The sequence below is a fragment of the Psychroserpens sp. genome (assembly GCF_034670085.1).
In the GTDB taxonomy this organism is placed as follows: domain Bacteria; phylum Bacteroidota; class Bacteroidia; order Flavobacteriales; family Flavobacteriaceae; genus Psychroserpens.
This window is the reverse complement of the sequence record NZ_JAXMOD010000002.1, coordinates 461,108-485,138: the sequence shown is the minus strand read 5'-3', so window position 1 is coordinate 485,138 and position 24,031 is coordinate 461,108. Positions and strand designations below refer to the sequence as shown.

The following is a 24,031-nucleotide window of genomic DNA, read 5'->3' as shown; positions in this document are numbered from 1 at the left end:
AAGTAATACAGTCTTAGCTGATGGAGATAGTCCAGCAGGTACAAATGTAGATGATGATAGTGATGATCCAAATGATACTGATGATGTAGATCCAGATGGCGATGGCGATCCAGATGATCCAACAGATACAGTTATACCAGAATTACCAATATTAGATGTTGTTAAAATAGCAGATGTTATAGATAATGGAGATAATGTCATTGGTGTAGGAGATGTTATTAATTATACAATCACTGTTACAAATGTTGGTAATGTGACACTTGATAATGTTATGATTGTAAACGATATTTTAACTGACTTAAATGGTTTCACACTAGTTCTTGATTCAGGTCCAACATATGTAGGACCATCAAGTTTAGGCAGTCTTGAAGGGGATTTATTGGTAGGAGAAGTTGCAACTTATACAGCAACTTATACGATCACACAGGATGATGTTGATTCAGGTGGTGTTTCTAACAGTGTTGAAGTTAGTGGAGAAAGTCCAAACGATACTGTTACAAATGATGTTAGTGATGATGGAGATGATACAGACGGAAATGATATAGATGATCCAACAGTTACTCTTACCGATTCGGATTTTGAATTATCGGTAATCAAAGAAGTTGATGTTTTAGAGCCATTAATTGGTGATAATGTAACATTTACAATTACCGTTTCCAATGAAGGGTTTGTAACAGCAACAGGAGTAATTGTGGAAGATGTATTGCCAAGTGGGTATTCCTTTGTTGAAGCAATTACAACGTCAGGAACGTATTCTGATGTTACTGGTGAGTGGATTGTTGGACAGTTAAATCCTGGTCAAGTTGAAATTCTTCAAATTACTGTTGAAGTTCTTGGATTTGGTGATTATCTAAACACTGCTTTAATTTCAGATTTTAATGGTGGAACTGATCAAAATCAAAATAATAATGCAGATACGGCTGAAGTTGATCCAATATGTTTAACCATATACAATGAGTTCTCTCCTAATGGAGATGGCGTAAACGAAGCGTTTGTAATTGATTGTATAGAAACATTCCCTAATAATAAATTAGAAGTCTATAACCGTTGGGGAAATATCGTGTATTCAAAACAAGGATATAGAAACGACTGGAATGGAACTTCTAACGGAAGAGCTGTTATCAATGGATCAGATCAATTACCAGTTGGTACATATTATTATGTTATCGACTTAGGTGATGGTTCAGAACCAAGAGTTGGTTGGTTATACATTAATAGATAAAATTAGGCAAGATTAAAAACAATATTAAAATGATACAAAAATCATCATTAGTAAAAGGATTAATACTGTTAGTGTTTTGTACACTAACGATTAATACTAGTTTTGCACAGCAAGACCCTCAGTATACACAGTATATGTATAACACTATGAGTGTTAATCCTGCATACGCTGGCCAAAGAGAAGTATTGAGTGTAACAGGATTACATCGCACGCAATGGGTTGGAATTGATGGTGCACCAAAAACACAAACTTTAGGCGTTCATGCACCACTTAGAAATGATAAGATTGGTTTAGGACTTTCTATTGTGAATGACGCTTTGGGTCCATCAAACGAAACTTATATAGATGCTAACTTTTCATATACGATTCAGCTTAATGAATCTTTAACAAAGTTATCCTTTGGCGCAAAAGCAGGAGCTCATTTGTTAGATACTGACTGGAGTAAAGGTCGTTTTCAAAATCAAAGTGATATCGCTTTTAGAGATAATATTAGTCTATTTTCACCAACAGTTGGTGCAGGTTTGTATCTACACAACAGAAAATGGTATGTAGGTCTATCGGTTCCTAATTTTCTAACAACGCAACATTACGATGATTTTCAAGAATCTGTAGCCAAGGAAAGAATGCATTATTATTTGATTGCAGGATATGTATTCGATTTAAGCGAAAACACTCAGTTTAAACCAGCTGCTTTAGTAAAAGCAGTTTCAGGTGCACCTTTAATAGCAGATGTGTCTGCAAACTTTCTATTGAATAAGAAGTTTACTTTAGGTGTCGCTTGGCGATGGGACGATTCGTTTAGTGGATTAGCTGGATTTCAGATAACTGATGGTTTATATGTTGGTTATTCTTATGATGCAACAACAACTAATTTGAATAATTATAATAGTGGTTCACATGAAATCATGTTACGTTTTGAAATGCAAAAATTAGGTAGAATATTATCACCTAGATTCTTCTAAAAAAATGATTATGAAAACAAAAAGAATACTCTCTATATTCGCATTTAGTCTTATTGTCACAATAGGATATGCACAAAAAGGAAAAGTAAGACAGGCTAAAAAGGAATACGATAATTTAGCCTACGTTAAGACTAGTGAGATTTTACTAGAAGTCGCTAATAATGGTTTTAAAACTGTTGATTTACTCCAAAAACTAGCCAATTCATTTTATTTCAATAATCAAATGAAAGAAGCAGCTCAATGGTATGGCGAATTAATGGCGATGAATGAAGATGTAGATCCAGAATATTATTTTAGATATGCACAAGCTTTAAAGTCTGTTGAAAATTATACCGAATCTGATAAATGGATGAAAAAATTCCACGAAGCAGATCGTAGTGATCTTAGAGGAAGAGCTTTTGCGTCAACTGTTGATTATTTGTCAATGATTGATGAAGCAAGTCGTGAATTTGAGGTTTACAATATGGACATCAATACCGAGGTTTCAGATTTCGGAACAACGCAGTATCAAAACCAATTAGTTTTCGCTTCAGCTAGAGGAGGTGGAAAAAAATACAAGTGGAATGAACAACCATTCCTAGATTTATTTTCAGCAGATAAACAAGAAGATGGCTCTTATAGTAATGTAACAGCATTTAATGATCAAGTGAATAGTAAATTTCATGAATCAACAGTATCCTTTACGCCAGATGATCAAGTAATGTATTTCACTCGAAATAATTATTACAATAAAAAGTATAAGAATAGTGAAGATGGAACAAATAGACTAAAAATATTTAAAGCAACTTTAGTGGATGATAAATGGACAAATATCGAATCTGTTCATTTTAATAGCGACGAATATAGCGTTGCGCATCCAACAGTAAACCTCACTGGAACTAAAATGTATTTTGCTTCTGACATGACAGGTACTTTAGGTAAATCTGATATTTTTGAAGTTGATATAAATGCCGATGGAACCTTAGGAGAACCTGTTAATTTAGGAGCTTCGATAAATACTGAAGGTCACGAAACCTTTCCTTTCGTAAATTCTGATGGCGATTTATTCTTCTCTTCAAACGGGTTTAGTGGCTTAGGTGGATTAGACGTTTTTGTAATCAGAGAATTTGAAAAACGTAAAGCCTCAAATCAACAATTGATTTTAGAAAATATTGGCCGACCAATAAACAGTCCTATGGACGATTTTGGTTATTACGAAAATGTTGCGACCAAAGAAGCGTTTTTCACATCTAATAGAGAAGGTGGAAAAGGTGATGATGACATCTACAGTTTTACAATTCCAGATTGCGAGCAAATCGTTGAAGGCGTTGTTAAAGATGGTGAAACAGATGCCATAATTGTAGGCGCAAAGGTGACTTTATTAGACGGAGAAGGCGAAGCACTTAGTGCTCAAACAGTAGGAACAGATGGAGCTTATAAATTCGAAAAATTAGAATGTGAAAAGGAATATTTAATCCGAATTGAAGCTGAAGATTACGAAACCGTAGAAGAACGCTTTACCACACCAGATAAAAAACAAGATTTGGTAATCAATCCTAAATTAGAAAAAGACGTTAAAGAAATTGAAGAAGGAACCGATTTAGCTCAAACACTAGGAATTCCTATTATTTACTTCGATTATGATAAGTATAACATTCGTTATGATGCTGAAGTTGAATTGCAAAAAGTATTAGCTGTGATGAAACAATATCCAGAGATGGTTGTTGATATTCGTAGCCATACCGATTGTAGAGCAAAGGCTGATTACAACGAAAAATTATCAGAAAATAGAGCCCAGTCTACTCGTGATTATTTAATTTCAAAAGGAATTGAAGGCTCAAGACTAACGGCAAAAGGATATGGCGAATCTCAATTAGTAAATGATTGTGGTTGTGAACCAACTAACGAATCAGATTGTACAGAAGCGCAACATCAACTCAACAGACGTAGTGAGTTTATTATTGTAAAGATGTAATATCTATTAAATAAAAGTTAAAAGCTGCCTTTTTTAAGGCAGCTTTTTTGTTTCTAGCACATTATTAGAAATTTAGTTGTTATTTTTGTTAGCTATGATAGAAGAACACGTAATTCTTGTCAACGAAAATGATGAGCAAATTGGTACGATGCCTAAAATGGAAGCGCATGAAAAAGCGGTGTTACATCGTGCTTTTTCAGTTTTTGTTTTTAATGATCATAATGAGTTAATGCTGCAACAACGCGCTAAGCATAAATATCATTCACCTCTATTATGGACAAATACGTGTTGTAGTCATCAACGTGATGGCGAAACTAATTTAGAAGCTGGTAAACGTCGTTTGCAAGAAGAAATGGGGTTTGTAACCGAATTAAAAGAAACCATTTCATTTATCTATAAAGCACCTTTTGATAACGGTTTAACTGAACATGAATTTGATCATGTGATGGTTGGTGAATATAATGATGAACCTCAGATAAATTCTGAAGAAGTTGAAAGTTGGAAATGGATGTCTTTAGAAGCCGTAAAGGTAGATATTGAATTGCATCCCGAATTATATACAGCATGGTTCAAAATCATTTTTGATAAGTTTTACGAACACATAAATATCGCTAAATAATGAGAGTAACAGTACATAGAAAAGCTCATTTTAACGCTGCACATCGTTTATATCGTAAAGATTGGAGCTTTGAAAAGAATGATGATATCTTCGGAAAATGCAACAATCCAAATTTTCATGGTCATAACTATGAGCTTGTTGTTAGCGTTACAGGAGATATCGATAAAGAAACGGGCTATGTAATCGACATGAAGGTTTTAAAAGAGATTATTAAATCTGAAGTAGAAGATGCTTTTGATCATAAAAATCTAAATGTAGAAGTTCCCGAATTTAAAGACCTAAATCCTACAGCTGAGAATATTGTCGTTGTGATTTATAATAAAATAAAACCAAAGTTGAATTCAGATTTTGACTTAGAAATCACACTTTATGAAACACCTCGAAATTTTGTAACCTATTCAGGATCATGAACCAAGACTTATACCCAATTAAATTTAAACCCATTTTAAAAGATAAAATTTGGGGAGGCGAAAAGCTAAACAAATTGCTAAATAAAGAAAGCAACCATCCTAATGTTGGTGAAAGTTGGGAAATTAGTGATGTTGAAGGAGACACGTCCATAATTACTAATGGCCATCTAAAAGGACAATCGCTTAAAGATATTTTAGAAACGTATAAAGCCGAATTACTTGGGCATAAGAACTATAAAGCCTTCGGAAATAAATTCCCATTATTGATTAAATTCATTGACGCTAAAGAAGATTTATCTATTCAATTGCATCCAAATGATGAACTCGCAGCTAAACGTCACAACTCCTTTGGTAAAACTGAAATGTGGTATGTCATGCAAGCTGATAAAGATGCTAACTTAATTGTTGGTTTTAATCAAGAGATGACACCTGAAACTTATTTGAAGCATTTAGAAGATAAGACATTGACCCAAATTCTAAATTTTGATAAAGTAAAAACGGGTGATACTTATTTTATAGAAGTCGGTCGAGTTCATGCTATTGGAGCAGGAGTATTGTTGGCTGAAATCCAGCAGACAAGTGATATAACGTATCGAGTTTACGATTGGGATCGTGTAGATGATGAAGGAAATGAACGTGAATTGCATAATGATCTGGCCATTGATGCCTTTAATTTTGAAATGGAAGACAATTTTAGGGTTGATTATGATACGCTTGAAAATACATCTAATAAAATGGTGTCTTGTCCTTATTTCACAACGAGTTTCATGCATGTAACCGACTCAATTTTAAAACTTAATACAAAGGATTCCTTCTTTATTTACATGTGTGTGGAAGGTGAAGCAATGATTGAAACTGAATTTGCTTCAGAATTTATAAAACAAGGTGAAACTATTTTAATTCCAGCAGGAATAGAAACCTATAAAATAACGTCTACGAATGCAAAACTATTAGAAGTTTATGTTTAATTTTGTGGCAAAATAAATTTAAGTATTATGGCAAATGTTAGAGACCTAAAAAAAGACATCAATTTTGTTTTAGGAGATATTATAGAAGCAGTTTATGTTTGGGAATATACAAACACAGATAAAGACACAAAAAAGAGTGAAGCTATCATTGATGAAGCTATTTCTACTTTTGATGAGTTGATTGCTAAAGTTAACGACAGAAGTGTTGAGAACAAAAAAGCACACTTTAAAGCGATTAATAATGAGCTTGAAGCTAAAGGATTAGCGCTAATCGAAAAAGTAAATAAATTATAAACTTTTTTATTGAGCTATTTGCAAATATCATTTTCAAGTTTATATTTGCAGGCTGAAAAGCCGATGTAGCTCAGCTGGCTAGAGCAGCTGATTTGTAATCAGCAGGTCGTGGGTTCGAGTCCCTCCATCGGCTCTAAAAGATACTAAAAACTCCAATCAAATGATTGGAGTTTTTTTATGTTGTTCTAATTCTTGATTTAATTACTTTCTTCTAAAGTTCTTAACTCAATGGTTTCTTTGAGTAGTTTACCATACTTAGACACTTTTATCTTTGGAGTTAATGTTTTGTATATAGTATCTAAATATTGAATTGTAGTATTTGGTATTTCGTAAACAGCTAAATAAGGTGCAACTTCGCTGTTGCTATTGCCTAACGCAAAATTGATTGTATATCTATACTTTTGCTTCAAGAAACTTTCCTGTTGCTCATTAAAAGTGGTGCTGCTATTTGATTCAAAATTAGTTTTTAACTTATCTAAATTTCTATTGTTTAGTTTATTTATAGTAGCTAAATAACCTTCCAGTACTTCTTGTTGCTTAGATCCATTAATCTTGGCATTAAAATTAAATAGTTTTCTTGTTGACCTTATTTCGGTAACACCAGTATCTGCAAAAAACACAACCATTTCTTCTTCTGAAGCATTTTTATCAAGCTTTAGGAAAAGTACTTCAGGTTCATTTAAATCGGTATGTAATTCAAAAGTTGGTTCGCCTTTTATTTCAAGAGAATCTAGGGTTACTAAGACAGAATCATTTTGTTTTTGTAAATAAACGGTTCCTTTTTTTAAACCTTTTACATAGCCTTTAAGCTTGAAGTTGTGCTGTTCTTCTTTTACACAAGAAACCATTAAAATGCTAAGCAATAAGATGCCTAAAATATACTTCATGAATCTTTAAATTTAGTGCACAAATATATCAATCTTTTATTGTTTTGATACTAACTAACAGCTGCTAATTCCATCAAAATTGTACATCCAATTGCAGCTATGGTTCCTATAGCATAACCAAAAACAGCAAGTAAAACACCAACGGTTGCCAATGACGGATGAAAAGCTGAAGCTACTATGGGAGCAGAAGCAGCGCCTCCAACATTTGCTTGACTTCCAACAGCTAAAAAGAAATATGGTGCTCTTATAAGTTTAGCCATTCCTATGAGTAGAAATGCATGAATGGTCATCCAAACCACACCAATTGCGATAAGCCCTAAGTTATCAAAAATGAGCATTAAGTCCATTTTCATACCAATACTTGCAACCAGAATGTAGATAAAAACACTCCCGAATTTACTTGCACCTGCACCTTCATAATTTTTAGCTTTAGTAAATGATAATAAAATTGCGATAAGCGTAGCAATACTAATCATCCAAAAGAATTTAGATCCTATGAATGTAAATATATTTCTTGTAGTTTGAGATTCGATACCAGCTACTAATCCTTCAAAGTAAGGTGCTAGAAAGTTAGAACATAAATGTGCAATACTAACCGCTCCAAAGGCAATGGCTCCAATAATCATGATATCAGTCAATGATGGATTTCGTTTTACACTTTCAGAAAACTCAGACACTTTCTCTTTTAATTCTTCAATTGAAGACGTATCTGCTTTTAGCCATTTATTAATTCGGTCGCGTTTGCCAATTCCTATTAATAAAAGAGCCATCCAAATATTTGCAACGACAATATCAACGAAAACCATTCCGCCATAAAGTTTTTGATTATAACCATAAATTTCGAGCATAGCTGTTTGGTTAGCTCCACCACCAATCCAACTTCCTGCAAGTGTTGAAAGTCCTCTCCAAACGGCATCTGCACCTGCGCCACCAACAGTTTCAGGGGAAACCATCGCAATTAATAATATGGCAATCGGACCTCCAATTACAATACCTACTGTTCCAGTAAAAAACATAACTAGTGCTTTCCAACCTAAATTAAAAACCGCTTTTAAATCGATGCTCAAGGTCATTAAAACTAATGCAGCTGGCAATAAATAGCGACTCGAGACATAATATAAACTTGAGCTATGTTCGGTAATGTCTCCGTTTTCTTCAACGACTTGCCATTCTGGTGAAATCAATCCAACAGTTGTCAAAATTGCTGGAATCATATAAGCCATAAATAAGCCAGGCACAATTTTATAAAACTTTTCCCAGAATCCTCCTTTGAGTGATTCTGTTAGAAATACAAAACCTAATGCAAGCATTAGGAGTCCAAAAACAATAGTGTCATCTGTAAAAAGAGGTGTGGTATCCATAGTTTAAAATTTCTTTAGTGTCTGCAAAATACCAAAATAAAAGCGCATAAAAAAAGCGACTTGTTACGAGTCGCTTTCTTTGTTCTTTTTTGGCTTGGGTTCTCTGTTTTTTTCTTTAAGGTATTGCATAAGCATCCACTCAATTTGACCATTGGTACTTCTGAATTCATCAGCAGCCCATTTCTCAATAGTCTTGAGCATATCTTCATTAATTCTTAATGCAAATGCTTTCTTTTTAGACATTTTATTTTTTTATAAATGTTTCAATTACTTCTACTAATTCTTGAGATAATTTAAAATCTGGAGACATATAAGACGCCATATTATCTTCATCTTTTTCTATGGTCTTCAAAACATGATTCATATTATCTATAATCACCAATTCTGATTTAGGATTTGCTTGATGCAAATTTTCAGCTTCAGTAGTAGCAACTTGAATATCTTTAGAGCCATTTAAAATTAAAATAGGAAGTTTCAATTTCTTAATTTCTTCAGCAGGATTATAAGCCATCCATGACAACATAAAAGGTTGAGTAGGTTTATTAAAAAGCGAAATCAACATAGGATTTACGTTTTCGATACTGCCTTTTTCTGCTAACTCTTTAAAATGTGAATCGACTTTACTAGCTAAGGAGTCTCCATTTTGAAATCTGACTTGCTCGACCATAATCTTATCTATTGAGTTACTAGGTCCAGCAATAGAAATGTATTTATCAATATGAGTATGATCAACTAACATGGCAACCAATGAACCTTGGCTATGACCAATGAGTGAAATGGAAGAGAACCTCTTATCATCTTTAAATCTATTAATGATGTGATTGATGTCTTCTACGAATCGATCAAATATCATATCAGTCATAATGAACTTGATATTAGATTGTGTTGCTGTTCGTTTATCAAATCTATAGAATGCGATGCCTTTTGAGACCAAACTATCATTAAGCATTTTTATATAATTAGCATTTGCATTCATCATGGCTTGATTGCCATTTCGATCAACATTGCCAGAGCCATGAACAAAAATCACAAGTGGCTGCGATTTCAGTTTTGGATTGAACGTCAATGTTCCAGGTAATTGAATACTGTCGTTCATGACTAATAGGTCTTCAGAAGTAAAAGCGTCCTGAGCGAAAGCATTATGTGTAAAGACAATAAATGCTAATATTAATTTGAGTTTTATCATTTGTTTATTCTTTTTTGGTAAATTAAAATTAATACTGGTAAGATGAGACTCGTTCCTATTATAAAAGGTAAAACCCAACTGTCCATTTTACTATTGTTTCCGCTGGCAGAATCAACAATGCTATATGTAATTATTCCGAAGGTAAGCATTAAAAATAGATTTGTAAACCGAACAATTCTTGTACTAAACCTATAATTTTTTAGTGCATTTTCTTCCGTAATATTTACCATATAATTATGCATATGTGGAAACTTGTTTAAAATATATAAACCGACAAATAGAACAAAACCTATAGCAGGAATTAACCATAGCATCGATTTGCCACTGTAGCCATCAACTTCGCCTTTAGCATTAAAATGTGAAGGAATAGTATCTGGTAATTCTGAATAAGATATGACTGTATAAGCAATTAATAAAATTAATAGTGTTGCAGACAACATATCTAAAATAATATCTAAGCCTTCTAAGGGTACATTTATTTTTGGTCTACCGGTTTTCATTATTATCTGTTTTTATCACGCTCTAAAATAATTCTTGTGGTGTTTTCAGCAACCTCAATTACTCTCCAACCTGCTTTGGCATGAAGATTTAATAGGTCTTCTAATCGCTCATTATTATTAGTCAATCCCATTTTCCAATTTACCACTTTATACTCTTTCATAGTTTTTGATTGTTTTCACCATTATCATCTTTAAAAATCACTAACGCAAGTATAACACCAATTATAGTTCCTATTAATGAACCATACACAACTCCCATAGCAACATTTCCTATCACAGCACCAATCGTTGTTCCGAAGCTACTACCTAATGCTACGCCAAGTGCGATGCTATATGTTTGCTTATTATTCATTTTAATGATTTAGAGTACCAGTATTAAGTACAGGAGATGCATCTTTATCACCACATAATACGACCATTAAATTACTGACCATAGCAGCTTTTCGTTCTTCATCTAAATGAACTACTTCCTTTTTGCTTAATTGTTCTATAGCCATTTCTACCATGCTCACGGCACCTTCAACAATTTTATGTCGTGCAGCAACAATGGCAGTAGCCTGCTGACGTTTAAGCATTGCATTTGCGATTTCCTGGGCATAAGCCAAATAGCCAATACGTGCTTCAAGAACTTCAATTCCTGCAATTGATAAACGTTCATCAATTTCTTTTTCAAGTGCAGTACTAACTTCATTTACACTAGAACGCAACGTGATATCTTCATCTACACCTTCATCTGCGAAATTATCATAAGGATACATACTTGCTAATTTTCTAACAGCTGCATCAGTTTGCACACGAACAAAATTTTCATAATTGTCTACATCAAAAGCGGCTTTGTATGTGTTTTCAACTCGCCAAACTAAAATGGTACTAATCATTATAGGATTACCCATTTTGTCATTTACTTTTAAACGCTCACTGTCAAAATTACTTGCTCTTAACGATATTTTCTTTTTAGTATAAAAAGGGTTTACCCAATAGAAACCATTCTTTTTTACAGTACCAACATACTTTCCAAAAAGTAATAGAACTCTTGATCCATTTGGTTGTACCATTATAAATCCTGGCGCAATAAAAATCGCAATAGGTAGTATAAGTAAAAACTCGGGGTTTTGAGTTACAATAGCTGTAGCTATTGATCCAAAGAATAAGATAAGAAACACAAAGAGCATTAGGTAACCATTTGCTGGGACTATTATTTTTTCTTCTTTCATTGTAATAAGTTTAAATTAAATAATTCAATATGATATTATTTTGATATCAAATATACATCAAAAATTTTATATAACCAAATTGAGTTTGGCACACCCTTTGCTATATACCTATTGTAAATGTTTATGTTGATATTAAACGAGGAGTGATTACCTCAAATAAAGGAGTAAATATTTCATTTGGTTGGTTAGTTAGTAAAAAAGCATCTCAAACTTGAGATGCTTTTTTAATGTATACTATGAAGTGCATACATATTAACCCTTCAGAAAAGTCACTACTTCAGTAATGAGTTCACTGGATATTGATCTAAAAGATTCGTTGTATGACTTTGAATTTTCTAATTCTTTTCCTTCTATAATGAATAACACATGATTCATATCTTCAATTATTTTAAAGGTCGCCTCTGGAGAAGCACTTTTTAATAGTTCAGCTTCTGAAACCGGTACTTGTAAATCTTTGCTACCACTAATAATAAGTGTTGGGACTTCTAAATTTTTAATAAGTTCTTGAGGATCGTATTGCATCCAACTCATCATAAAAGCTTGAACATCTAGACTGAAAATTCCACTTAAGGCTTGAGGATAATCTTTTATTATTTTTCCTGCTTTGAGCGATTCAAAGGCACGTTTGGTTTCTTTTACTAGTGCTGGATCCATTTGTGTAATTTGATCGATTATGACATTATCAATAGATTTACCAGAACCAGCCAATGAAATAAATTGGTCAGCCTTATGTTTTGAAACTGCCAAACCAACTAAGCTACCTTGACCATGACCTATGATAACGATTTTAGAATAGCTATTTTGAGTTTTAAAATAATCGATAACCGTCTTAGCATCTTTTATAAAGTCATCAAAAGAAATATTTGGATCTACTAATCCTTTTCTAATTTGTTTAACAATGCGTTTATCATATCTAAATGTTGCGATGTTTTGATTTGCTAAACCTTCAGCAAGTTTTTTCAAGACATTGTTTTTCTGAAAATTTTGATTGCCATTCCGGTCTGTCGGACCAGCATCAGCAATTATAATAGCTAGAGTAGGATTATTAATCTCATTCGGCAATAAAAGTGTGCCATCAATATGTTTGTTAATTGATAAATCCTGGGTCGTGAAATTTAAAGTAGCATCTTGACCAAAACTTAATACAGTAAAAAGTAATAGTATATAATTTAGTAATGACTTCATTTAATTTTTTTGGATTGATATTATTAGAGATATCAAAAATACGTAAACGGATTTTGTAATTAGGTAACGCTTTTTTTTCTAAATTATTTAATATTTGGAAGTAAAAAAGGTCATTATTATGTTTTTTTCAAATTGTATTTCATCGATGAAATGCATGTTTTCATCTTTAAATGTTAAAATTAAGTGTATTTCATCGATTAATTATGTATTTTAACTTGTAAATTGAAATAGAGTTCTATATTTGAAGTGTACTAAAATTTAGTTTTTAGTTCAATGGATTAATTAATTAATATTTGCTTATGTATTGAGTTAGTAACCCTAAATCGACCACATAAATAAACGCAAATTAGAAAAACCGAGATTGAGGGATCTCGGTTTTTTATTTTATACAGGTTGTATACTTCTAAAAGTTAAATTAATTCGTTCTCCAATATCCTTTTTAGTCTTCGCAATTTGATGTAACCAATGATGTTGCATTTGATTTTTCATGATTAATAGGCTTCCATGCTCTAAGAGTATTTTATGACGTTCTTCTTTTATATGTCTATGTTTAAAATGAAATGGTCTAGTTGCTCCTAAACTTAATGATGCTATTGTTGGATTTACACCTAATTCCTTTTCATTATCAGCATGCCAACCATTGCTATCATTTCCGTGTCTATACAAATTAAGTAATGCAGTTGTGAATTTATGTTCTGCTTCTGCTTCAATATTTTGTTTTATAGCTAGTAATTCGGATGTAAATGGTGTTGGATGCATGGTGATATTGGAGTAGGAGTACGAGGCTTTGTTTTCTGCGTAGAGAGCGGTTAGCCTAGGTTGTTTATAGGTTTTTCCGAAAATGGCAATGTCATCGTGTTGCCAGTCAACATTTGATTTTAAATGCTCAAATAAATAATCAGCTTTTTGTCTATTTAAAAAATTAGGAATGTAAATTAACTCTGCATCTGGCAGTTTAAATATCGTTTTTTCTTCAGAAAATAAGTCCATCACTTAATTTTTATCTAAATTAGCTTATATCCTATGAAACTCAAAATTACAATCATATCATTAGTTTTGCTTTTATTTGCTTTCGGTTCTCAAGAATCAAAAGAGCTTCCAAAGGGATTTGTCTATGCGAAAAGTATAATTCCTGACTTAAATGTGGAGTTGAGATATTATACATCAAATAATTTTGTAGGCGATACTATTGAAGGTTATAAGGCAAATAAGCTTATCCTTACTTCAGAAACTGTTCAGGCGCTTAAAAAAGTTCAACACGATTTGCAACAGCAAAATTTATGTTTGAAAGTTTATGATGGTTACAGACCACAACGTGCTGTGAATCATTTTATGCGTTGGGCAAAAGATTTGAATGACACGATAAATAAACAGCAGTTTTACCCAGATGTTGAGAAACGCTATTTATTTAGGGAGGAATATATAGCCACACGTTCAGGTCATAGTAGAGGGAGTACGTTAGATTTGACGATTATTGACGGCATTACGAGTGAACCTTTAGATATGGGAAGTCCTTATGATTTCTTCGGAAAAGAATCTTGGGTCAATCATGCAGATTTAACAGAAGTACAAAGGGCCAACCGAGAACTGTTACAGCAGGTCATGTTGAAACACAACTTTAGGAATTATGCTAAAGAGTGGTGGCATTTTACCTTGCGATGGGAACCATTTCCAAACACTTATTTTGATTTTGAAGTTGAATAGTTGAAGTTTTAATTATCAACACTATTGCTATTTTTCTAACTGTTTATGAGAACCGTCACAATTTGGCATTCGCTTCGATAAGCCACATACACAATCATTTAAACCAAATCCATTGAAAATTCGATCTGTGCAGTTTTCAATTCTAGAAGTTCTGGTTTTGGCTTGTTTAGGCTTCGCAAAAAACAACAAATACCCTCTTTGTCTTCCTTCTGTAAGACGTTTAAAAGCCTTTTTAAAGTCTGGGTTTTCTTTGAATTTTAACTCGAGTTCGGCAGGAACTTCAAAGTCAGAAGTGGTTTTCGTTTTTACATTTAAACCTGCTTTTTCTACTTCAATAGCTTCATAAACATAAGTCTTGATAGTCGATTTGAGTTCTTCAATTTCAGAACTATTCCTAAATCGAATTTGACGCGCAGATTGGGTATGCTCTGTTTGTTGAACTAGTATTTTTTTTGAGTCATTTAGCAATGCGCCTTTATGGAAAAGAATTGCACAATACGCTTTAAATCCATGAATAAGCACAATATTCTTGCCTTTATACGTATAACAAGGATGCATCCATTTAAAGTCTTCAGTTAATCCACAATTTGTGAGAATTTCACGAAGAATTTTTGATTCCTTTTTCCAGGTGGTAAGGTTTTCAAGATAGGTATCAACTTTTGGATTCATTTTTTAATAGCTTCAAATGTTTTCTATACTATAACGTTATAAGGTGTTTCGATATCTCATCATTATTTTATGTGAATTGATAGTTTTTTGATGATAGTACATGATGTTTTTATCCACAGTAAGCGTTGGAGCTTCTATTAAATTTGAAATAGTTTCAGAAAACAAAACTTTTGGTAACGAAAAATTAGAATTAGAATCAGGTCTAACTGCAACACACATTTCAAAAACGGTACCTGTAGTGATTTGACCTTTTAAATATCTTGTGTAATACAATTCAAGATTATCACTACTTATACATGGTGCATAATAAATATAATTTGCATCATTAATGCTTTCTAGTAATGTAGCAGAATTTGAAAGTCTATTAAAAGCTGAAACATTGTCTTTTTGAGCGACTCCTAAATTAGTTTCACAAGGGCCTTGACAATTTGCCTCATCAAATCTTGCATTATTGAAGTATAAATATTGTCCGTCTAAGCTTATGCCATGATCCATGGTTAACCAGCCAGGCGTGTTCATATTAAAGTCTCCTTGAACTCTTTCAATACTGCTCACAATTCCATTATTAAAAGTGCCGTGAAAGAGATTGTTCAATTCTGTTGGATAGTCTCTTGTTGAAGTCCAATAAAAGTTCCCTTCAATATCCATGTCAGCAACAGCATCAAGATGAGGTGTTATGGTTTGATTTGTTCCTGTTAATTCTCCTACATATTCAAAGGTTGCATCATTAACTCTAGTTGCATAATATAGTTTTGTATTTATACCATCATTTAAATTATTGAAGAACAAATAATTCGCATCTGGCGATATAAAAGGTTCCATAGCATCAAAGGATAAACCATTAATGCTGACTTCAAGTTCTGAACCAAATGAAGGATATTCTATCTGTGTATCACCAATATCGTTATTATCATTTGATGAGCAAGAAATCATTATTAGTGATAAACAAGTGATTTTATATAGGGCTTTCATAAATTAAGGATTTGATTTTTCAGCAAATGCTTTAAACTGATTCATCCACTTTTGACTTTGGGCTTTAAATTTACTTGGAAATAGTTTAGCCATCAATTTAATCATAAATCCGTTGAATTTGGTATACTCAACTTCAGATATGTATTGCGTTTTGTTCTGGCCTAATACTTTAAAACGTGTGGTTTGTGTATTGGTCATATGAATATGCTCATACAAGGCAACCTTTTTATTAGGTAAATCAGATAGAATGATGGTTTCCAATAATTCAATCTTTATATTATCTTCAAGACTAATTTTTGATTTTGCACCTTCCGAGTTTGGTACACCACTTATAGGTTCAATACTTTTAAATCCGTCTTGCCATTCTTTGAAATTTGATTCATCTTCCCAAAGCGCAACAGTTTTGTCGATAGGTAAATTTATGTCAACTGTACAAGAGTATTTCATAATCCTAGTTAATTTTAATTAGCTATTTAACACTGTTAGATTGAGTACTGAAATTGTTATCCTAGCTTTAATAATTTTCATTTGAATCACTAATTTTTTTAGCGATTAAATACGAATTTTTGGTTGTAGACTGGAATATGAGATTGTCTTTTTTTAATAAAAGGTACCAAAAGGTATCTCCATTTTCTCCAGGACCATCTATAAATAATTCTTTTTTAGTAGGTTGATAGGTCCACTTTCCAGTTTCAGTTTTATTAATAGTTCCGTTATAACTTTCGAATGTACCATCATCTTTTAGATGCATCCAATTGTCTTTTAAATCGGTTGTTTTATTGTTCTCAACAATACTTAATATTTGCCATTTTCCAATAAAAAATTCTGGTGATTTTGAACAGGAATAAAGTCCAATAAAAAGAACTACTAATAGTTTACTAACGTTTGATTTCATATCATTAAAAGCGAGTTAGTGTTTGCCTTTTTTTTATGTTTATGTGTCGTGTTATCTCGAACTAAATTAATAAAAAAATAGGCTAGAAGGAAATCTCTTGGTTTTTCCGAATGGGAATATTAGAATTATGACTTCTAAAAGTAACTAGTTAATTCTTTTATCTATTAAGTAACTTATCTGAAACTTTATAAGTAGCTGAATATTGAAGGCCTGTTTGATCCTTTTTGAATTCAAAAAATGCTCTTTTATACCATTTTGGATCAGTCGCTTTTTTTCTGTAGTCTTCATTGAGTTTAACACCAAAAACATCGCCTTTCAATCGAGGTTCAATGCCATAGATTCCAATTCCAAATTTTTCGATGCGCTCTAAGACGATTTCAAAATCAGATTCAGAAAAATAGGATATTGAATCTGAGTCAAATCCATCATTAATGTTTTCTAAGTCTAGAAAAATATTCTTTTCAAGAAATTCTGTTTTTTCCATAGTATTGGTAACTGATTTTGTGTGTTCAAATGTAATGCTTTTTGGATGTAGTATTAAGATTTGATATAACTATAGTTAGAATTTACAAATACCACCAAGCCCAGTACATCAATCCAAATTGCAGCGGAATGCGGATAATCAAAATCCATTTTGGTATGCCTGCACTTGCCTTTTCACCTGATAACATATAAAAATGCACTAATAAAAATACAAGTAACATGGCTATTATCCCGTAAACGGCATATACTTCTAATGCAGGAATGCAAAGAGCGATACCTAATACAATTTCTGCGATACCACTTAAGTAGACCAATAATTTAGGATTTGGTAAATAACGTGGCATAATTCGCATGTATGCTTTAGGTTTGATAAAATGCATCGTACCAGCTACAACATACATTAAAGGCATTACATATAACAGCCAAGAACTATTCATCTTTGTAGATATTAAAGGAAATTCCAATACCATAGTTGTTAAGATCAGTTCTAAGTAATCCCGATTCTATCCCATTTCCTTTTTTAAATTGAACCCAATTATTGCCTTGAATAAACACACGTTTAATATAAGTTCGATAATCGGTTATCTCATCTGTAAAAGGAAGTAAAGGTCTAAAATTAGTAGGTATTTTAACACTGCCAGTTTTCGTCTTTATTTCTTTGTATTTTTTATTAGGTAAGAGTTTACCTTTAGCATCAGTATAACCTAATACTTGAAGCGACACAAAAAAGCCTTCTTCTGGTATAATTAAATCATGTTCTGAAACATCAAGTTTAAACTCATCTCCATTTTTTTCAGTTGCTCTAAATACGATATTAGAATAGGTGAGCGCATCTCCAGGAACGCCTTTATTGTTTTTATAAAACTTAACCTTAAACAAGGTCGAAAAAGATCTTTTGTCAGCATTACTGCGATTGCGCTTTTTCCAATCACGAGATTCTAAAGTAATAGGAAATAAAACTGAGGTTATTTTTTTTAATTTATCATCTTCGTTAGGGAAAAACACAGCGATTTCACTTTCTATTGTTGGAAGCCAACATTTGTAGTAATCGTCATCTAAATAGGGTTTTAGAGTTTCGGTTTTAAACTTTCTGTTTACAGTTGTTCGTATTACAACTTCGTCTAAAGTGTTGGTTTCAGTTTCTAAAAAAATGGATTTTGGAAGATTAACTGTAGCAATCACTTTGTCTTTAAAACCTAATGCCGAAACGTATAGCGAATCAACATCAGGATATAATTTTTTTGTAAAATAAAAATAGCCTTCATCGTCGGCAAAAATACCTTGACCATCACCAAAAGAAATGGTAGCGTACGATACAGGATAATCGGTTTCGGTGCTAATTACTTTGGTTTGTGCAAAACCATTAGCAACAATACATAAAATTAGTATTGAGATATATTTAGTTAAAAGTTGCAATCCAATTATCGATTTTAGTTTCTAATAAGGCTAAAGGGATACATCCAGATTCTAACACCTGATTGTGAAATTGTGCAATTTCAAATTTATCGCCTAACTCTTTTTCAGCTTTAGCGCGTAATTCTAATATTTTAAGTTGACCAATTTTATAGGATAACGCTTGTCCAGGCATTGCCATATAACGTTCAATTTCTGAGGTGATGCTAGCTTCACTTTCTGCTTCATTTTTGAGCGAATATTTTATAGCTTTTTCTCTAGACCATCCTTTAGTATGAATTCCTGTATCGACAACCAAACGAATGGCACGATGCATTTCCATACTTAGCATTCCGAAATACTGATAAGGATCTGTGTATAAACCTAGCTCTTTTCCTAGTGATTCACAATACAAAGCCCAGCCTTCACCATAAGAACTATACCACAGTGTTTTTCTGAAGTTTGGTAAGTCTTTATTTTCTTGTTGTAATGATATTTGATAGTGATGTCCTGGAATAGCTTCATGTAAGAATAAGGCTTCATCAGTAAACACATTGTATGTTGTTGCATCAGGAATTGGTGTATAAAAAATACCTGGTCGTGAACCATCTACTGCTCCTGGATTGTATTCTGCACTTGCCGAAGCTTCACGAAATGCTTCTGTACGACGTACCTCAAAAGCTGTTTTGGGTTTTAAATCAAAAAGCTTTGCAATTTGAGGTTTCATGGTGTCATGAATTTCATTGAAATTATGTACAACACTCATTGGGTCGTCAAAAGGCATTAACTCTTTATTATTTCGAACATAATCGAAAAACGCTATTATATCACCTTCAAAACCAACTTGCTTTTTAACGACTTCCATTTCAGAAAGAATACGTGCAACTTCTTTTAAGCCTAACTCATGAATTTCGTCAGCAGTCATGGTAGTTGTAGTGAAAAACTTTATTTGGTGATTGTAATACGCCTCACCATTAGGTATATCTGAAACTCCACTAGTGGTTCGTCCTGCTTCTAAATACGTCGTGCTCATAAACGCATGTAATTTTTTATAAGCTGGAGCAATTTTATTTTTGATTAATGATTTGTAAGCTCTTGTAACTTTTGCTTTATTTTCTTCAGAAAAGCTATCTGGAATATTTTTAATTGGATTGTAAAATAAGTGCTCATCAACATTAGTTGTTGTGAGTGCTTCTAACTGCGGAAGTACTTTTACAATCAACGACTTTGGTAACACATAACCAAGTTCAATACCTTTTTTCATTTTTTCTTCAGCAGAATTCATCCACTCTAAATATCCATCCATTCGCTTTAACCAATTGTTATAGTCTTCCATTGTTTTGAATGGTTGCGAACTTGTTCCACCAGCTAACTGTCCAATATTTAATTGAAGTGACCACATTTGGTTAATTGGCATCAAGTCTTCATTGAAAGCGAAACTTGCAAGGGACATCTCACATTCCCAATTTAAAACTTGCTTACTTAATTGCTGATTTTTGGTAAGTTCGGTATCATCAAAAGAATTAAGTTTAGTTTTATAATTTTGATAATAATCTTTTATTTGTTGCACATATTCATCAGATAAAACATTAGGTAATTGATCATTATATCTATGATCACCTGCTGAAGTAGCATTTAAAGGGTTAAGTTTTAAACCATCTTGATAGTAATTTTCTAATACATCTTCAAAGGCTTTGTTCGTAACAACAGTCATTTCAGTCACAGGAATTTTTTTATCGTCTTTACATGCAGAAAAGCAAATTGTAATTAATATTAGGGCAAATATTTTTTTCATTTTGATACTTTATTTTTCATTTTTAAAGGCTAAAGGTACATAATATTGAAGTTAAAAAAAGCATAAAAAAAACTGCTATCGATTGCATAGCAGTTTTTAAAAATTAGTTGGTTGAAGTCTTTTTACTCCTTGTCTAAATTTTTAGTCATTGTAAAACCAGCGAATAATCCTAATCCAGACATTAAAAATATAGTGCCAGGGAAAGCAACATCTTCTTCTACACCTAAGTTGTAATGTAGTATTGATGCTATAAAGATGCCAATTCCAATACCCATTAATAATAGGGCAAAATTTAGAATTAGCACTTTCCAGATTGGAGCAGTGTGACCTTTTCCTTTCATGAAAATTGTGGCATCTGCGCCCTTTTCAATGAGTGCTAAACGCTCTTTGTTTCTTGTAGATAAGTATAGGTAGATTACTCCAAACAGTGCAAGAAACATGCTAATTGGTATGAGAATTTCTCCGTTCATAATGTTGTTTTTTAATTGATTAAATTTATATGTTCTGAGCTTATGACGACAAATGTTTCTTTTAGGTTACATAATTTTTGAAAAAAGTTTTTTTAATATGTTGTAACCATACAAATATTTGTGTCGTCTTATTATAAAAATGACCACCAACGACCAAACACTCATCAATCAAATTGTTGAAGGCGATACCAATGCATTTGCTGTTTTGGTAGATCGTCATAAAGACTTGGTTTTTACTTTAGCCTTACGCATGCTAAAGAATAGAGAAGAGGCAGAAGAAGTTGCTCAAGACACATTTATAAAAACATATAAATCTCTTGACAAGTTTAAAGGGGATTCAAAACTTTCAACATGGATTTATAGAGTTGCATATAACAGTTGCTTGGATAGAATAAAAAAGAATAAAAAGCATTTGAATACTATTGAAATAAATGAATTTAATACACATCAAGTACTTACAATTGACAATGCATTAGATAAGATGGAAACTAAAGAGCGAAATGTGGCCATACAGAAGTGTATTGATATTTTGCCTAGTGAAGAAAGTTTTCTGTTGACCTTATATTATTTTGATGACTTATCTTTAGATGAAATTTCAAAGATTGTTGGCATTACAGCAAACTCAATAAAAGTGAAATTATTTAGAAGCCGAAAAAAGTTGGCAACCATTTTAAAGTCGCAATTAGAACCAGATATAATTGATTATTATGAAAGAGAACGCAGATAAACATTTAGACGATTTGTCACGAAAAGTAATTGGTAAATCAGCAGTTGAAAGTCCTTCGTTTGATTTTACACAAAGGATAATGACTCAAATAAAAGCTTTAAATACTGCTAAGGCTACAACGTATGTGCCATTAATTTCTAAACGCATTTGGTTGCTTATTGCTCTTGGAGTTGTTGCTATAGTTGGGTATTCTATAGTTAAAGCACCTGATAGTAAGAGTAGTTGGTTAAAAGATCTGAGTTTAAATCAGATGCAATTTCCAAGTATTGAATTCCCAAACCCTTTTGCAGGTCAGGATTTTTCTCAAATAACGGTTTATGCAACTTTATTTATGTTACTCATGCTTTGCATTCAAATTCCTCTATTAAAACAATATTTTAATAAGCGACTTGAATAAAGCTAGTCTTTAAAATACCAAAAAGGGATTTTGCATACAGAATGTCGTACAGTATCTCCATCTTTTATTCGTTTTCTAATAACTTTTAAAAGGTGTTTGCCTTCCTCTAAATCATTAATACCAACAAAGGTTTCAAAGCCTATATCTTTTTGTTTAATTTCAGATAAGATGAATTCTGAGTCGTAATAGGTACTGTCTATTCTTACTTTGTAGATTTGGTTTATGGTATTTAAATAGTCTTTCTGTCGTTTTCTAATTGTAGACCAGTTGATATCACCTGTAACAATCATATTACTTCTCAACCCTCTTTTGTCATTTTCAGGTCTTAAATCTGGATTGTAATTAAATACATTGTTTTCTACATTATCAGTAAGTTCCATAAATATATTTAAGTATGGTGTTGTGACTACCTTTGATGATATAGCAAATTCGTCTACATGCTCGTTCTCATTCAGGACATCAAGATAGTTAATTCGTCTCGCTGTCGTTTCAGAAGAAAAATCGACATTATCAAAATAATTTGAAGATCTATAATGAAAAGACGATAAGACTAAGATGGCTAAGTACACTGGTAATAAGACAAAACTCAGTCGTTTTCCAAATTTATTATCCAAGAAATTATAAACCAAAGGTCGATATAAAAAGGATAAGGTTATAAAGCTAAATACCCAATACACAGGGAAATAAAACTTAGAGATCCATTTTTTCTTTTTGAGCCAACCTTGGGTAATGAAATCTATAAATGTGAGAACCATTCCGAAGATGAAAAAGAGAATAAATACAACACCTACAATTGTTCTTAGTGTTTCTGGTAGAGCATCATTATCAATAATTTGTGTGGCAACCAGAACTATTGAAAGAATGGTAAATGTTAATGCTAAAACATAAAAAATCAAAAGGAATGAAACAGCAAAAATTATACTACAATAATTCTCTAAAGTAGCTACATATTTATCAAAAGAGCCTACTTTTTTCTTGAGATATTTAGTGAATTTTTCACTATAATTTAGGGAGTCATAATCAATATCTCCTGAGACATATCGTAACCCTAAAGTACCAATCCAAAGTCCACGCAATACAACATGGAGTAATAAATTAAAAATGAGAATTGCACAAGAAACAACTGCAATGCCAAGTACGATTGTCAACACTAACTGTTGCTTTGATTGGGCAATATTAGCAGCTTCACTTATTGGTCCAATAGCAGTTATAAGTCCAAAAATGGCAAAACCAGATATAATTAATTCAAGTTGCCAACTTTCCTCTTGAAGTCGCTTTAGTAACTTTTTAAACGCTGGATTATTATAATCTGAACTCATAAAGGTTGGATTTGAGATTAAAGATAATCACTTTTATTGATTAACAGATTAAAAATTTTTCAATTAAAAAACACCTCATGCAAATAACGACCTGGTGTAAATGTAAAAGCACCAGCGATAATAATAGCACCAAAATAAAGTAAAATCATTTTTCGCTTATGAGATTTTACGTCACCTTTTTTAATGGCTAAGTAGGCTGTAGGAACAGTCCAAAGCGTTAAAAAACTGAACAAATGAATCCATCCAAAATGATTTAGAATTCGACCACCAACTGCAGCCGGCATAAAGAGTGTAACAATTGCTGTAAAAAGCATAAGAACCATATACATTCTTCCTAATCGTTTATGAACTAATGTTCCTTTTTTAATTATTAAAAGAAAACCACCAATAAACACACAAGGAATTACTGTATATAAATGCAAAAACATTAAAGTGTCGTAAGTCAT

31 protein-coding genes and 1 tRNA gene are annotated in these 24,031 nt (G+C 32.4%); 11 read left to right on the top strand and 21 right to left on the bottom strand.

The window, feature by feature from the left end:
- The 8 genes from VOI25_RS06050 to VOI25_RS06015 form a co-directional block, all read left to right on the top strand.
- On the top strand, nt 1-1,222 hold a 1,222-nt coding region (locus VOI25_RS06050; protein ID WP_323788147.1), incomplete at its 5' end, for a gliding motility-associated C-terminal domain-containing protein.
- Between the two features lie 29 nt (nt 1,223-1,251).
- Nucleotides 1,252-2,184, top strand: a complete 933-nt coding sequence (locus tag VOI25_RS06045; RefSeq protein ID WP_323788145.1) for a type IX secretion system membrane protein PorP/SprF — start codon at nt 1,252-1,254, stop codon at nt 2,182-2,184.
- 10 nt (nt 2,185-2,194) lie between these two features.
- A complete protein-coding gene (locus VOI25_RS06040) occupies nt 2,195-4,138 on the top strand; it encodes an OmpA family protein (RefSeq protein ID WP_323788143.1) in 1,944 nt (647 codons plus the stop codon).
- A 94-nt stretch (nt 4,139-4,232) separates the two neighbouring features.
- Entirely contained in the window at nt 4,233-4,757 is a 525-nt protein-coding gene (gene idi, locus VOI25_RS06035) for an isopentenyl-diphosphate Delta-isomerase (RefSeq protein WP_323788141.1), read from the top strand.
- On the top strand, nt 4,757-5,167 hold the full coding sequence (locus tag VOI25_RS06030) for a 6-carboxytetrahydropterin synthase (protein WP_323788139.1): 411 nt from the start codon (nt 4,757-4,759) through the stop codon (nt 5,165-5,167). Before idi ends, VOI25_RS06030 begins: the two co-directional genes overlap by 1 nt.
- On the top strand, nt 5,164-6,135 hold the full coding sequence (locus VOI25_RS06025) for a type I phosphomannose isomerase catalytic subunit (protein WP_323788137.1): 972 nt from the start codon (nt 5,164-5,166) through the stop codon (nt 6,133-6,135). Before VOI25_RS06030 ends, VOI25_RS06025 begins: the two co-directional genes overlap by 4 nt.
- Nucleotides 6,136-6,162: 27 nt before the next feature.
- Nucleotides 6,163-6,429: a hypothetical protein gene (locus tag VOI25_RS06020; protein WP_323788136.1), complete on the top strand. Its 267-nt coding sequence runs from the start codon at nt 6,163-6,165 to the stop codon at nt 6,427-6,429.
- A gap of 59 nt (nt 6,430-6,488) precedes the next feature.
- Nucleotides 6,489-6,562 (top strand) — tRNA-Thr (locus VOI25_RS06015).
- 64 nt (nt 6,563-6,626) lie between these two features.
- On the opposite strand, the gene VOI25_RS06010 is transcribed toward VOI25_RS06015, so the two are convergent.
- The 10 genes from VOI25_RS06010 to VOI25_RS05965 form a co-directional block, all read right to left on the bottom strand.
- Nucleotides 6,627-7,316 (bottom strand): DUF4369 domain-containing protein, encoded by a 690-nt coding sequence (locus tag VOI25_RS06010; protein ID WP_323788134.1) that lies wholly within the window; start codon nt 7,314-7,316, stop codon nt 6,627-6,629.
- Between the two features lie 50 nt (nt 7,317-7,366).
- Entirely contained in the window at nt 7,367-8,677 is a 1,311-nt protein-coding gene (locus tag VOI25_RS06005) for a DUF819 domain-containing protein (protein ID WP_323788133.1), read from the bottom strand.
- A 63-nt stretch (nt 8,678-8,740) separates the two neighbouring features.
- Nucleotides 8,741-8,920 carry an Arc family DNA binding domain-containing protein gene (locus VOI25_RS06000; protein ID WP_323788132.1) on the bottom strand — a complete coding sequence of 60 codons (180 nt, stop codon included), beginning with the start codon at nt 8,918-8,920 and terminating at the stop codon, nt 8,741-8,743.
- Between the two features lies 1 nt (nt 8,921).
- Complete coding sequence (locus VOI25_RS05995; RefSeq protein ID WP_323788130.1) at nt 8,922-9,863, bottom strand: alpha/beta hydrolase family protein; 942 nt, start codon at nt 9,861-9,863, stop codon at nt 8,922-8,924.
- Nucleotides 9,860-10,363: a DUF1648 domain-containing protein gene (locus VOI25_RS05990; protein WP_323788129.1), complete on the bottom strand. Its 504-nt coding sequence runs from the start codon at nt 10,361-10,363 to the stop codon at nt 9,860-9,862. Before VOI25_RS05990 ends, VOI25_RS05995 begins: the two co-directional genes overlap by 4 nt.
- Before the next feature lie 2 nt (nt 10,364-10,365).
- Nucleotides 10,366-10,524 (bottom strand): DUF4177 domain-containing protein, encoded by a 159-nt coding sequence (locus VOI25_RS05985; protein ID WP_323788127.1) that lies wholly within the window; start codon nt 10,522-10,524, stop codon nt 10,366-10,368.
- Nucleotides 10,521-10,715 carry a hypothetical protein gene (locus tag VOI25_RS05980; protein WP_323788125.1) on the bottom strand — a complete coding sequence of 65 codons (195 nt, stop codon included), beginning with the start codon at nt 10,713-10,715 and terminating at the stop codon, nt 10,521-10,523. The genes VOI25_RS05985 and VOI25_RS05980 overlap by 4 nt, the downstream gene beginning before the upstream one ends.
- Nucleotide 10,716: 1 nt before the next feature.
- Nucleotides 10,717-11,577 carry an SPFH domain-containing protein gene (locus VOI25_RS05975; protein WP_323788123.1) on the bottom strand — a complete coding sequence of 287 codons (861 nt, stop codon included), beginning with the start codon at nt 11,575-11,577 and terminating at the stop codon, nt 10,717-10,719.
- Nucleotides 11,578-11,829: 252 nt separating this feature from the next.
- Nucleotides 11,830-12,762: an alpha/beta hydrolase gene (locus VOI25_RS05970; protein ID WP_323788121.1), complete on the bottom strand. Its 933-nt coding sequence runs from the start codon at nt 12,760-12,762 to the stop codon at nt 11,830-11,832.
- A 384-nt stretch (nt 12,763-13,146) separates the two neighbouring features.
- Nucleotides 13,147-13,752 carry an alpha-ketoglutarate-dependent dioxygenase AlkB gene (locus tag VOI25_RS05965; RefSeq protein WP_323788119.1) on the bottom strand — a complete coding sequence of 202 codons (606 nt, stop codon included), beginning with the start codon at nt 13,750-13,752 and terminating at the stop codon, nt 13,147-13,149.
- Nucleotides 13,753-13,785: 33 nt separating this feature from the next.
- Between VOI25_RS05965 and VOI25_RS05960 the strand changes: the two genes are divergently transcribed.
- A complete protein-coding gene (locus VOI25_RS05960) occupies nt 13,786-14,466 on the top strand; it encodes a M15 family metallopeptidase (RefSeq protein WP_323788116.1) in 681 nt (226 codons plus the stop codon).
- Between the two features lie 27 nt (nt 14,467-14,493).
- On the opposite strand, the gene VOI25_RS05955 is transcribed toward VOI25_RS05960, so the two are convergent.
- The 9 genes from VOI25_RS05955 to VOI25_RS05915 all read right to left on the bottom strand — a co-directional run bounded on the left by VOI25_RS05955 (nt 14,494) and on the right by VOI25_RS05915 (nt 21,142).
- Nucleotides 14,494-15,135, bottom strand: a complete 642-nt coding sequence (locus VOI25_RS05955; protein ID WP_323788114.1) for a DUF1801 domain-containing protein — start codon at nt 15,133-15,135, stop codon at nt 14,494-14,496.
- A 36-nt stretch (nt 15,136-15,171) separates the two neighbouring features.
- The gene (locus VOI25_RS05950) at nt 15,172-16,107 is read right to left on the bottom strand and encodes a hypothetical protein (protein ID WP_323788113.1); all 936 of its coding nucleotides are present in this window, start codon (nt 16,105-16,107) and stop codon (nt 15,172-15,174) included.
- Nucleotides 16,108-16,110: 3 nt separating this feature from the next.
- Complete coding sequence (locus VOI25_RS05945) at nt 16,111-16,554, bottom strand: SRPBCC family protein (protein WP_323788111.1); 444 nt, start codon at nt 16,552-16,554, stop codon at nt 16,111-16,113.
- 67 nt (nt 16,555-16,621) lie between these two features.
- Entirely contained in the window at nt 16,622-17,002 is a 381-nt protein-coding gene (locus tag VOI25_RS05940) for a hypothetical protein (protein ID WP_323788108.1), read from the bottom strand.
- Between the two features lie 157 nt (nt 17,003-17,159).
- On the bottom strand, nt 17,160-17,486 hold the full coding sequence (locus tag VOI25_RS05935) for a hypothetical protein (RefSeq protein ID WP_323788107.1): 327 nt from the start codon (nt 17,484-17,486) through the stop codon (nt 17,160-17,162).
- Between the two features lie 82 nt (nt 17,487-17,568).
- Nucleotides 17,569-17,922 carry a MauE/DoxX family redox-associated membrane protein gene (locus VOI25_RS05930; protein WP_323788106.1) on the bottom strand — a complete coding sequence of 118 codons (354 nt, stop codon included), beginning with the start codon at nt 17,920-17,922 and terminating at the stop codon, nt 17,569-17,571.
- Nucleotides 17,915-18,901, bottom strand: coding sequence for a hypothetical protein (locus VOI25_RS05925; RefSeq protein ID WP_323788104.1), 987 nt, complete (start codon nt 18,899-18,901; stop codon nt 17,915-17,917). The genes VOI25_RS05930 and VOI25_RS05925 overlap by 8 nt, the downstream gene beginning before the upstream one ends.
- The gene (locus VOI25_RS05920) at nt 18,885-20,672 is read right to left on the bottom strand and encodes a DUF885 domain-containing protein (protein ID WP_323788103.1); all 1,788 of its coding nucleotides are present in this window, start codon (nt 20,670-20,672) and stop codon (nt 18,885-18,887) included. Before VOI25_RS05920 ends, VOI25_RS05925 begins: the two co-directional genes overlap by 17 nt.
- A gap of 122 nt (nt 20,673-20,794) precedes the next feature.
- Nucleotides 20,795-21,142: a DUF6249 domain-containing protein gene (locus tag VOI25_RS05915; protein WP_323788102.1), complete on the bottom strand. Its 348-nt coding sequence runs from the start codon at nt 21,140-21,142 to the stop codon at nt 20,795-20,797.
- A 139-nt stretch (nt 21,143-21,281) separates the two neighbouring features.
- Here VOI25_RS05915 and VOI25_RS05910 point away from each other — a divergent pair, with 139 nt between their 5' ends.
- Together VOI25_RS05910 and VOI25_RS05905 are read left to right on the top strand one after the other, a co-directional pair.
- Nucleotides 21,282-21,869: an RNA polymerase sigma factor gene (locus VOI25_RS05910; RefSeq protein ID WP_323788100.1), complete on the top strand. Its 588-nt coding sequence runs from the start codon at nt 21,282-21,284 to the stop codon at nt 21,867-21,869.
- Nucleotides 21,850-22,266 (top strand): hypothetical protein, encoded by a 417-nt coding sequence (locus tag VOI25_RS05905; RefSeq protein ID WP_323788098.1) that lies wholly within the window; start codon nt 21,850-21,852, stop codon nt 22,264-22,266. Before VOI25_RS05910 ends, VOI25_RS05905 begins: the two co-directional genes overlap by 20 nt.
- A gap of 2 nt (nt 22,267-22,268) precedes the next feature.
- Here the strand turns inward: VOI25_RS05905 and VOI25_RS05900 are convergent, their stop codons facing one another.
- A complete protein-coding gene (locus VOI25_RS05900; protein WP_323788096.1) occupies nt 22,269-23,585 on the bottom strand; it encodes a hypothetical protein in 1,317 nt (438 codons plus the stop codon).
- Between the two features lie 59 nt (nt 23,586-23,644).
- Complete coding sequence (locus tag VOI25_RS05895; protein WP_323788094.1) at nt 23,645-24,031, bottom strand: DUF2306 domain-containing protein; 387 nt, start codon at nt 24,029-24,031, stop codon at nt 23,645-23,647.

What these genes read in the sequence shown, in the direction of transcription:
- VOI25_RS06000 (WP_323788132.1), bottom strand. Translation starts at nt 8,920, where the DNA reads ATGTCTAAAAAGAAAGCATTTGCATTAAGAATTAATGAAGATATGCTC.
- VOI25_RS06030 (WP_323788139.1), top strand. Translation starts at nt 4,757, where the DNA reads ATGAGAGTAACAGTACATAGAAAAGCTCATTTTAACGCTGCACATCGT.
- VOI25_RS05995 (WP_323788130.1), bottom strand. Translation starts at nt 9,863, where the DNA reads ATGATAAAACTCAAATTAATATTAGCATTTATTGTCTTTACACATAAT.
- VOI25_RS05970 (WP_323788121.1), bottom strand. Translation starts at nt 12,762, where the DNA reads ATGAAGTCATTACTAAATTATATACTATTACTTTTTACTGTATTAAGT.
- VOI25_RS05955 (WP_323788114.1), bottom strand. Translation starts at nt 15,135, where the DNA reads ATGAATCCAAAAGTTGATACCTATCTTGAAAACCTTACCACCTGGAAA.
- VOI25_RS05950 (WP_323788113.1), bottom strand. Translation starts at nt 16,107, where the DNA reads ATGAAAGCCCTATATAAAATCACTTGTTTATCACTAATAATGATTTCT.
- VOI25_RS05935 (WP_323788107.1), bottom strand. Translation starts at nt 17,486, where the DNA reads ATGGAAAAAACAGAATTTCTTGAAAAGAATATTTTTCTAGACTTAGAA.
- VOI25_RS06040 (WP_323788143.1), top strand. Translation starts at nt 2,195, where the DNA reads ATGAAAACAAAAAGAATACTCTCTATATTCGCATTTAGTCTTATTGTC.
- VOI25_RS05980 (WP_323788125.1), bottom strand. Translation starts at nt 10,715, where the DNA reads ATGAATAATAAGCAAACATATAGCATCGCACTTGGCGTAGCATTAGGT.
- VOI25_RS06045 (WP_323788145.1), top strand. Translation starts at nt 1,252, where the DNA reads ATGATACAAAAATCATCATTAGTAAAAGGATTAATACTGTTAGTGTTT.
- VOI25_RS05975 (WP_323788123.1), bottom strand. Translation starts at nt 11,577, where the DNA reads ATGAAAGAAGAAAAAATAATAGTCCCAGCAAATGGTTACCTAATGCTC.
- VOI25_RS06025 (WP_323788137.1), top strand. Translation starts at nt 5,164, where the DNA reads ATGAACCAAGACTTATACCCAATTAAATTTAAACCCATTTTAAAAGAT.
- VOI25_RS05960 (WP_323788116.1), top strand. Translation starts at nt 13,786, where the DNA reads ATGAAACTCAAAATTACAATCATATCATTAGTTTTGCTTTTATTTGCT.
- VOI25_RS05905 (WP_323788098.1), top strand. Translation starts at nt 21,850, where the DNA reads ATGAAAGAGAACGCAGATAAACATTTAGACGATTTGTCACGAAAAGTA.
- VOI25_RS05990 (WP_323788129.1), bottom strand. Translation starts at nt 10,363, where the DNA reads ATGAAAACCGGTAGACCAAAAATAAATGTACCCTTAGAAGGCTTAGAT.
- VOI25_RS06010 (WP_323788134.1), bottom strand. Translation starts at nt 7,316, where the DNA reads ATGAAGTATATTTTAGGCATCTTATTGCTTAGCATTTTAATGGTTTCT.
- VOI25_RS05895 (WP_323788094.1), bottom strand. Translation starts at nt 24,031, where the DNA reads ATGACTTACGACACTTTAATGTTTTTGCATTTATATACAGTAATTCCT.
- VOI25_RS05915 (WP_323788102.1), bottom strand. Translation starts at nt 21,142, where the DNA reads ATGAACGGAGAAATTCTCATACCAATTAGCATGTTTCTTGCACTGTTT.
- VOI25_RS05965 (WP_323788119.1), bottom strand. Translation starts at nt 13,752, where the DNA reads ATGGACTTATTTTCTGAAGAAAAAACGATATTTAAACTGCCAGATGCA.
- VOI25_RS05900 (WP_323788096.1), bottom strand. Translation starts at nt 23,585, where the DNA reads ATGAGTTCAGATTATAATAATCCAGCGTTTAAAAAGTTACTAAAGCGA.
- VOI25_RS05945 (WP_323788111.1), bottom strand. Translation starts at nt 16,554, where the DNA reads ATGAAATACTCTTGTACAGTTGACATAAATTTACCTATCGACAAAACT.
- VOI25_RS05940 (WP_323788108.1), bottom strand. Translation starts at nt 17,002, where the DNA reads ATGAAATCAAACGTTAGTAAACTATTAGTAGTTCTTTTTATTGGACTT.
- VOI25_RS05910 (WP_323788100.1), top strand. Translation starts at nt 21,282, where the DNA reads ATGACCACCAACGACCAAACACTCATCAATCAAATTGTTGAAGGCGAT.
- VOI25_RS05920 (WP_323788103.1), bottom strand. Translation starts at nt 20,672, where the DNA reads ATGAAAAAAATATTTGCCCTAATATTAATTACAATTTGCTTTTCTGCA.
- idi (WP_323788141.1), top strand. Translation starts at nt 4,233, where the DNA reads ATGATAGAAGAACACGTAATTCTTGTCAACGAAAATGATGAGCAAATT.
- VOI25_RS06020 (WP_323788136.1), top strand. Translation starts at nt 6,163, where the DNA reads ATGGCAAATGTTAGAGACCTAAAAAAAGACATCAATTTTGTTTTAGGA.
- VOI25_RS05930 (WP_323788106.1), bottom strand. Translation starts at nt 17,922, where the DNA reads ATGAATAGTTCTTGGCTGTTATATGTAATGCCTTTAATGTATGTTGTA.
- VOI25_RS06005 (WP_323788133.1), bottom strand. Translation starts at nt 8,677, where the DNA reads ATGGATACCACACCTCTTTTTACAGATGACACTATTGTTTTTGGACTC.
- VOI25_RS05985 (WP_323788127.1), bottom strand. Translation starts at nt 10,524, where the DNA reads ATGAAAGAGTATAAAGTGGTAAATTGGAAAATGGGATTGACTAATAAT.